At 71.5% G+C, this 9,845-nt stretch carries 1 protein-coding gene; it reads right to left on the reverse strand.

The features are described from left to right. Nucleotides 1–9,812 (reverse strand): amino acid adenylation domain-containing protein (locus ABZU99_RS34580; protein WP_356228158.1); only part of this gene is annotated, 9,812 nt, incomplete at its 3' end. Nucleotides 9,813–9,845 lie beyond the last annotated feature (33 nt).

A 9,845-nucleotide genomic window follows, 5' to 3' on the forward strand; every position in this document is an offset into this window, starting at 1 on the left:
GGATACTCCGGATCGACGGGGACATAGGCGGCACCGGCCTTCAGCACCCCCCACAACACCACCACCACGTCCACCGACCGCTCCATCAGCACAGCGACCCGGCTCTCGGGTCCAACGCCCCGACCGACCAGCCAGTGCGCCACCCGATTCGACCGCTCGTCCAGCTCCGCGTACGACAACGACGACCCCGCATCGTCCATCACCGCCACCGCACCCGGCGTCCGCCCCACCTGCACTCCGAACAACCCCGGCAGCGTCACATCGGGCACCGGCCGAGCCGTGTCGTTCCATTCCGTCACCACGGAGTGCCGCTCGGCCGCGTCGAGCAGCTCCAGTCGGCCGACGCGCACCCCCGGGTCGGCGGCCACCTGGTCCAGCACCAGGACGAGTCGTTCCGCCAGGACCCGGACAGTCAGTTCGTCGAGGACGTCGGGGCGGTAGTCGAGGCGGAGTTCGAGCTGGTCGCCGGGGATGACGCCGAGGAACAGCGGGTAGTGGGCAGCGTCCTCGCCGTCCAGCGCGCCCACGGTGACGCCGTCGATGCGCAGCGGGCCTTGAGGGTGGCGCGGATAGCTCTCGTACGCCAGCAGCGTGTCGAATGTCGCGCCCGCGCCCGCGAGGCGCTGGATTTCGGTGAGGCCGAGGTGCTGATGCGCGATCAGTTCGGCCTGCCGCGTCTGTAGGCCGGCGAGGAGTTCGCTGACCGTCAGGCTCGGGTCGAGGCGCACACGGACCGGGATGGTGTTCATGAGCAGTCCGAGCATCCGCTCGGCGCCCGGCAGGTCTGCCGGGCGGCCGGCGACGGTGGCGCCGAACACCACGTCGGTGCGGCCGGTGAGCATGCCGACCAGGACGCCCCACACTCCCTGGATCACCGTGTTGAGGGTGAGGCCGTTGACGCGTGCCATATCCGCCAGCCGCGCGGTCAGCTGCGTACCGGCTGTCGTGGTGATCGTCCGGGGTGGCATGGGCTCGCCGCCCCGCTCGGCGAGGGCGACGAGGGTCGGCTCGGAGGCGCCGGCCAGGGCTTCCCGCCATGCGTCCCGGGCGGCTTCCTTGTCCTGGCGGTCCAGCCAGGCGAGGTAGTCCCGGTACGGCATCGCCGACGGCAGTCCGCTCGCGTCGCCCCCGGCCGCGTAGATCTCGGACAGCTCGTCGAACAGGACCGGCAGCGACCAGCCGTCCAGGATAATGTGATGGAGCGTCACGAAGAGTCGGTGGCGTGCCGAACCCAGCCTCACCAGCAGCACCCGGAGCATCGGCGGGACCGCCAGGTCGAACCGGGCCTGTTCCTCCCGCGCCAGCCGCGCCAGCTCGGCGTCGGCGTCCGCCTCGGACAGACCGGACAGATCCACTTCGCGCCATGGCAGCTGGGCCTCGGCGAAGACCACCTGGACGGGGCGTTCCATCCGGGACGTCTGCCGGAACCCGGTCCGCAGGGCGGCGTGCCGGTCCAGCAACGCCTGCCACGCGCCGCGCATGATCCCGGTGTCGAGAGTGCCCTCCAGATCGACGAAGGTCTGCTCGACGTAGATGTCACGGGTCTGCTCGTCGTACCGGGCGTGGAAGAGCAGGCCTTCCTGCAGCGGCGACAGCGGCCATACGTCGATCAGGTCCGGGATGTCCGCCTCGAACTCCTCGACGTCCTCCTGCCCGAGCGTGACCAGGGGGAAGTCGGACGGGGTGCGCCCGCCGCTGCCGGGCCGGCCGGCGTGGCCGGCGAGTCCGGTCAGCATCGCCGACCAGCCGGAGGCCAGTTCCCGCAGCGCCTCCTCGTCGAACAGGCCGACGGGGCCCACCAGGGAGACGGTCAGCTCGGAGCCTTCCGGGCCCTCGGTCACCAGGCCGCCGGCTTCCAGCGCATGGGAGGCGGCCATCCGGGGGTCCGTCCGCCCGTCCAGGCCCAGGCCGCCGACGGGCCGCCAGTTTCCGCGAGAGGTGTCGTCGGTGTGCGTGATCCGTCCGAGGTAGTTGAAGCCGATCTGTGCGTCGGGCAGTGCGGCGAGCTCGGGGGCGGTCCCCGGGTTGAGGTGACGGAGCATGCCGTAGCCGAGCCCCTCCCCCGGGACGGCCCGCACCTGCTCCTTGACCCGCTTCAGCAGCCGGCCCGCCTCCGGGCCGCCCGCCCGTACCTGTGCCAGGTCGACGGAGCCGGTCTCCAGCCGTACCGGGTGGGAGCTGGTGAACCAGCCGACCGTGCCGGTCAGATCCATGGCGTCGGAGAGCGGCACACGGCCGTGTCCCTCCACGTCGACCAGCAGCCCGCCGGGGACGGCGCGTCCCCTGGCAGGACGCCACTCCTCCACGGCTGCTGCCAGACCCGTCAGCAACACCTCGTCGACACCGGCGTGGAACGCGGTGGGCACCCGGGTCAGCAGCGCCTCGGTGACGGACACCGGCAGTCGCAGCTCGACGCGCCGCATGCCGGCGCCCTCGGTGTCGACGGCCGGATCGAGGGCGCGGTGAGCGAGCGGGGCGTCCGGGCCGTCCAGCAGCCGGGTCCAGGCCGGCAGCTCGGCCACCCGCTCGGCGCTCATCGCCTGCTCGGCCAGGGCAGTGGCCCACTGCTGGAACGAGGTGCCCGCGGCGGGCTCCCCACCGTCCGCGGCCGGCTCATCCGGGTCGGCAAGCGCGTACGCGGCGGCCAGGTCCGGGACGAGCGTCCGCCAGGACAGGACGTCGACCACAAGGTGGTGGGCCACCAGCAGCAGTCGGCCAGGGGCGTCCGGTCCCGTGTCGAACCAGACCACCCGGACCATCACCCCGGCCACCGGGTCGAGTTGCCGCGCGGCCTGCTCCGCCTCGGCGGCCACGTCTTCCGTTCCGGCGCGCACCACGCAGTCCCCGGCCTCCACCCCGTGGCCATGCTCCGGGATCACCAGCCGGCCCGTTCCCCCGTCGAACTCCAGCCGCGCGCGCAGCAGACCATGCCGGTCGAACAACGCCTCCACCGCCGCCACCAGCCGGTCCGGGTCCAGCCCGGCGGGGACCTCCAGCAGCATCGACTGGGAGAACGTCCCGGTGAGCGCCACCGAGCCCGCTCGCTTGGCGAGTTCCAGCATGGCGGGGGTGAGGGGCACCGGCCCGCTGCTCCGCGTGCCGGGCACTGCCGCCTCAGTGGTGACCGCACCGGCGACTCGGGCCAGTGCGGCGGGGGTGCGGTGTTCGAAGACCTGCCGGGCGGTGAGCAGGACTCCGGCGCGGCGGGCGCGGGCGACGACCAGCATCGACATGATCGAGTCGCCGCCCAGCTCGAAGAACGAGTCCTCGGCACCCACCCACTCCAGGCCCAGCACCTCACGGAACAGCCCGCACAGGAGTTCCTCCACCGGGGTCTGCGGGCCCCGGCCCGCGTTGCCGGTGAACTCCGGGGCGGGCAGGGCGGCACGATCCAGCTTGCCGTTGGCCGTGACCGGGAGGCTGTCCAGGAACAGGATCGCCGAGGGGACCATGTAGTCGGGCACCTTGCCCGCCACGTACTCCCCCAAAGCCTCCGCATCCACGTCGTCACCGGCCGGGACCACATACCCCACCAGCCGCTTGGCCCCGGGCTGATCCTCCCGCAGGACCACCGCGACCTGGCCGACGCTCTCATGCGCCGCCAGCACCGCCTCAACCTCACCCGGCTCGATCCGGAAACCACGAATCTTCACCTGATCGTCCGCACGGCCCGCGAACACCAACTGACCCTCGGCAGACCACCGGGCCAGGTCACCCGTGCGATACATCCGCACACCCGAGCCGCCGAACGGCGCCGCCACGAACCGCTCGGACGTCAGACCGGGGCGCCGGACGTAACCACGCGCCAACCCAGCCCCGGCGATATACAGCTCGCCGATGACGCCCGGTGCCACCGGCCGCAGAAACTCATCCAGGACGTACGCCCGGCTGTTGTCCATCGGATACCCGATCGGCACACTGTCCGGCACCGGATCCCCAGCCGTGAACGCCAACTGCGTGGTGAACGCCGTCGTCTCGGTCGGCCCGTACGTCGTACGGACCGTCAGCTCCGGATACGCCCTGAGCAGCGCCCGAACCGCGGACGCGGACACCACATCCCCGCCGGTGGACACCTCCCGCACCCCCGCGAAGACCTCCGGCGACTCCTCCGCCAATACACGGAAGAGACCGGCTGTCGCATGCACATTGGTCACACCATGCTCGGCGATCAAACGACCACGCGCAGCCGCGTCCTTCTCACCATGCGGCAAGATCACCAACCGCCCACCCCGCGCCAACGTCACCCACAACTCATAGGTAGAAGCGTCGAAGGCATGGTTGGCCTGCACCAGCACCCGCTCCACGACATCGTCCCGCCAAGCACGGTCCGCAACGAAAGCCGCGACATTCCCGTGAGTGACCGCGACCCCCTTCGGCACACCAGTCGATCCCGACGTATACATCACATACGCCAGGCTGTCGGGCGACACCGCCACCTCAACTCGCCCGCCCACCGCCGCGAGCTCGCCGGCCACCACAGGATCGTCCCAATACACCGCCCCGGCCACCCGATCCCCATACGCCATCGTGGTCAGCACCAACGACGGCGCGGCATCGGACAAGATGAAACCAATACGCTCCACCGGATAGTCCGGATCCACCGGCACATAGGCCGCCCCCGCCTTGACCACCCCCAGCAGAACCGCCACCAGCTCCGCCGAGCGGTCCATTACCACACCCACCCGGCTCCCCGCACCCACCCCACGACCCACCAGCCAACACGCCACACGCTCCGCCCAAGCGTCCAGCTCCGCATACGTCAACGTCGCATCGGAACCAGCCACCGCCACCGCACCCGGCGTCCGCGCCACCTGCGCCGCGAACAACTCCGGCAGCGTACGGACCGGCAGCGGCCAGGCGGTGTCATTCCACCCCTCCACCACCCGCCGCACCTCGGCAGGCTCCAGCACCTCCAGCCGACTCACCCTGAGCGATGGATCAGCCGCCACCTGCTCCAGCACCCGCACCAGCCGACCGGCGAGCGCCTTGGCGGTCGAGTCGTCGAACAGGTCGGTCGGGTACGACAGGTCGCCATCGATGCCGGCCGGGGTGCCCTGCCCGTTCCGGTGCTCGGTGAGGGTCACGGACAGGTCGAATCGGGCGGGCACCGGCGCGGCGTCCTCGGCCCGCACCGTCAGGGCGGGCAGCTCCCAGGCGGGGGCCGGTATGTTCTGGAGCGCCAGCATGACCTGGAAGAGTGGGTGCCGGGCCAGTGAGCGTTCGGGGCTGAGGTCGTCGACCAGCCGCTCGAACGGCACGTCCTGGTGGGCGAACGCCGCCAGGTCGGTGTCCCGGACCCGGGCCAGCAGCTCCTCGAACGTCGGATCGCCGCCCGCGTCGGTGCGCAGCACCAGCGTGTTCACGAAGAAACCGGCGAGGTCCTCCAAGGTGGAGTCGCCACGGCCGGCGACGACCGTGCCCATGGGAAGGTCGGTTCCGGCGCCGAGCCGGGCCAGGAGCATTGCCAGCGCCGACTGAATCACCATGAACAGGGTGGCCGAGCCGTGCTGGGCGGCCTCGGTGAGCGCGGCGTGGGTGGCCGCGTCCACCCGGACCGGCACCGACCCGCTCTCGAATGACGGCACCGCGGGCCGGACCCGGTCCACCGGCAGCGTCAGTTCCTCGGGGAGGTGTGCCAGCGCCTCGCGCCAGTAGTCGAGTTGGACGCTCAGCAGGCTGTTGGGGTCGTCGGTGTCGCCGAGGACGTCGCGCTGCCACAGGGCGTAGTCCGCGTACTGCACCGGCAGCGGCTCCCAGTCCGCCGCGCAACCGGCGCGTCGTGCCTGGTACGCGGCTTGGAGGTCGCGGGCGAGGACACTCATCGACCAGCCGTCGACCGCGATGTGGTGGGCCACCAGCATCAGCACGAACTCGGTGTCGGTCAGGACCAGCAGCTCGGTCCGCCACGGCAGGTCGCGGGCGAGGTCGAAGCGCCGACCGGCGGCTTCGGCCAGCGCGGCGGGCAGCGCGTCCTCGGGGAGCCGCCGCCGGTGCAGCCGGGGCCGGCCCTCTGGGCCGTGCAGGATGTGCTGCCGGGGCACACCGTCTTTCTCGGGGAAGACGGTACGCAGGATCTCGTGCCGTTCGGCCAGGTCGCCGAGGGCGGCTTCCAGGGCCGCGATGTCCAGCTCGCCGGACATCCGCAGCGCCAGCGGCACGTTGTAGGCCGCGCCCGCGCCGGCCTCCTCCAGCCGGCCAAGGAACCACATGCGCTGCTGGCCGAAGGACAGCGGCAGTGGGTCGGGGCGGGTGCGCGCGAGGACCTGGAGGCGTGCGGCGCCCCGCTCGCGCTCCAGCAGGGCGGCGATGCCCGCGGCCGACGAGGCGCCGAACAGCTTGCGGATGTTGATCTCGGCTCCGAGGTCCTTGCGAATCCGCCCGATCAGCCGCATCGCGAGCAGCGAGTCGCCGCCCAGCTCGAAGAACGATTGCTCCGCGCCGATGCGTTCCAGCCCGAGCAGCTCACCGAACAGCCCGCACAGCGCCTCCTCCAGCGGGGTGACCGGGCCCCGGCCCACCGTGTCGCCCACGGCGGGCGCCGGGAGCGCGGCCCGGTCCAGTTTGCCGTTGACCGTCATCGGCAACGCGTCCAGGACCACCACGGCCGAGGGCACCATGTAGTCCGGCAGGGCCCGTGCGGCGTGCTCGCGCAGCGCGCCGCCGTCGACGTCTTCAGCGGCCGGGACGGCATAGGCGACCAGGCGCTTCACGCCCGGCTGATCCTCCCGGGCCACCACCGCGACCTGGCCGACGCTCTCGTGCGCCGCCAGCACCGCCTCGACCTCACCGAGCTCGATACGGAAACCACGCACCTTCACCTGGTCGTCCGCACGGCCCGCGAACACCAACTGGCCCTCGCGGGTCCAGCGCACCAGGTCGCCGGTGCGGTACATCCGCTCGCCGGAGTCCGAGAAGGGGCAGGCCACGAAGCGCTCGGAGGTCAGGCCGGGGCGCCGGACGTAGCCGCGCGCCAGGCCCGCCCCGGCGACGTACAGCTCACCGACCACCCCCGGCGCCACCGGGCGCAGGAAATCGTCCAGGACGTACACCCGGGTGTTGGTGACCGGGACTCCGAGGGACACCGCGTCCGGGACCGGGTCGGGAGCCGCCCAGGAGGTGACGACGACGGTGGCTTCGGTCGGCCCGTACTCGTTGTGGAAGGTGCGTCCAGGGGCCCAGCGTCGTACCAGCTCGGACCCGTACTCCTCGCCGCCCAGGACGACGTGCCGGACGGTGTCCCGCACGGTCGCCGAGCGCTCGTCGTCGCCGAGGATCGACTCCAGGACGCTCGGGGTGAACGTAACGGCGGTGACGGCCAGTTGCTCCAGCTCCGTCAGGGTGTCGCCGTCGCGGCGGGCGACACAGAGCATGGCACCGCCCGCCAGCGCGGGGAAGATCTCCGCGACGGACACGTCGAACGACACCGACGCGAACTGGAGCACCCGGTCGCCCGGGCCCCAGCCGTAGTGCGCCACGCGCCAGGACACCAGGTTGGACAGCCCCCGGTGGGTGACCGCGACGCCCTTCGGTGTCCCGGTCGACCCGGAGGTGTAGATCGCGTACGCCGTATGGGCAAGGCGCAATGGAGCGGTCCGGTCGGCGTCAACGGGCGCGGTCGTGGGGGCGGCCGCGATCTCGGCCGTCGTGGACGGGTCGTCCACGACGAGGAAGGGGAACGGGGCGTCGGCCGGAGCACTCGCACGGGTGCACACAACAAGCACCGGCTTGGTGTCGGCCAGCATCAGCCGGATACGGTCCGCCGGATAGGCGGGGTCCACGGGTACGTAGGCGGCACCCGACGTGACCACGCCGAGCAGTACCGCGACCAGCTCGGCCGACCGTTCCATGACGACGGCGACCCGGTCCTCCGGGCCGATGCCGCGACCGAGCAGCGCGTGCGCCACCTGGTTCGCGCGCGCCTCCAGCTCCGCGTACGTCAGCGTGACATCGGCGTCCGTCACCGCCACGGCGTCCGGAGTACGGGAGACCTGGGCCTGGAACAGCTCGGGCAAGGTCCGGGCGGGCGTCTCCCGGTCGGTGTCGTTCCAGGCGTGAAGCACCGCGTGCCGTTCGGCCGAATCGAGCACGTCCAGGTCGCTGAGCCGCATGCCGGGATCGGCGACCACCTGCGTCAGAACACCCTGGAGTCGGCGGGCGAGTTCTTGGGCCGTGGTGTCGTCGAACAGATCCTTGGCGTAGCGAAGGTCGCCCGCGATCCCGGCCGGCGCACCACGCTCATCGCGGCGCTCGGCCAGGTTGAACGACAGGTCCACGCGCGCCGGGACCGCCTCGTCGGGCAACGCCCGCTCGTCCATGGCTTCGACCCTCAGGCCCGGCAGGTCCCATTGCGCGGGCGGCACGTTCTGGAGCACCAGCATGATCTGGAACAGCGGATGCCGGGACAGCGACCGCACCGGATTCAGCTCGTCCACCAACCGCTCGAACGGAACATCCTGATGGGCGTAGGCCGCCAGATCGGCCTCCCGGACCCGGCCCAACAGCTCCTCGAACGTCGGATCGCCGCTGACATCGGTGCGCAGCACCAGCGTGTTCACGAAGAACCCCGCCAGATCCTCCAGCGCGCGATCTCCCCGCCCGGCCACCGCCGTACCCATCGGGATGTCGCCCCCCGCACCCAGCCGCGCCAGCAGCATCGCCAACGCCGCCTGCACCACCATGAACATGGTCGCCGAACCCTGACGGGCCACCTCCAGCAGCGCCGCGTGCGTCTCCGGGTCCACCTCCAACGGCACCGAGCCACCCCGGAAGGAGGCCACCGCCGGGCGCACCCGATCCACCGGAAGCGCCAGCTCCTCCGGCAGACCCGCCAACGCTCGCCGCCAGTAGCCCAGTTGGGCGCTGATCAGGCTGTCCGGGTCATCCAGCTCACCCAGCACCTCACGCTGCCACAGCGCATAGTCGGCGTACTGCACCCCAAGCGGCGCCCACTCCGGCACACCATCCACCAGCCGGGCCGCGTACGCCGCCCGCAGATCATTGGCGAGGATCCCCATCGACCACCCGTCCACCGCGATGTGATGCGCCACCACCAGCAGCACGAACTCGCACTCGGACAGCGCCACCAGACACACCCGCCACGGCAACTCACCCGACAGGTCAAAGCCCCGCGCAGCCTCCCCGACCAGCACCCCCGCCAGCTCGGCCGCACCGACATCACACGTACCCAACCGCGGCCGGCCCGCCGCACCCATCAGAATGCGCTGCCGCGGCACACCATCGACAGCCGGAAACACCGTACGAAGACTCTCGTGCCGGTCGGCCACATCACCGAGCGCGGATTCCAGTGCGCTCAGATCCAGCTCACCGGAGAGACGCAGCACCAGGGGCACGTTGTAGGCGGCATCGGCACCTGCCTCGTCCAGCTGGTTGAGGAACCACATCCGCTGCTGACCGAACGACAGCGGCAGCACCTCGGGGCGTTCCGCCGCGACCAGGGCGGGGCGGCGGACTCCGGTATCGCGTCGGGCGTCGACCAGCCGGGCGAGTTCAGCGACCGTGGGTCCCCGGAACAGATCACGGATGCCGACCTCGGTGTCGAGCACGGTACGGATCCGGACGATCAGACGGGTCGCCAGCACCGAGTCGCCGCCCAGCTCAAGGAACGAGTCCTCGGCACCCACCCAGTCCAGGCCGAGCACCTCACGGAACAGACCACACAGGATCTCTTCCAGCGCGGTCGCCGGGCCTCGCCCGCTCGTCCCGCCGAAGTTCGGTGCGGGCAGGGCCGCTCGGTCCAGCTTGCCGTTCACCGTCACCGGGAACGCATCCAGCGACACGATCGCGGTGGGCACCATGTACTCCGGCAAAGCCCGCCCTGCATGCTC

It is taken from the genome of Streptomyces sp. NPDC005266, assembly GCF_040607655.1.
Taxonomy (GTDB): domain Bacteria; phylum Actinomycetota; class Actinomycetes; order Streptomycetales; family Streptomycetaceae; genus Streptomyces.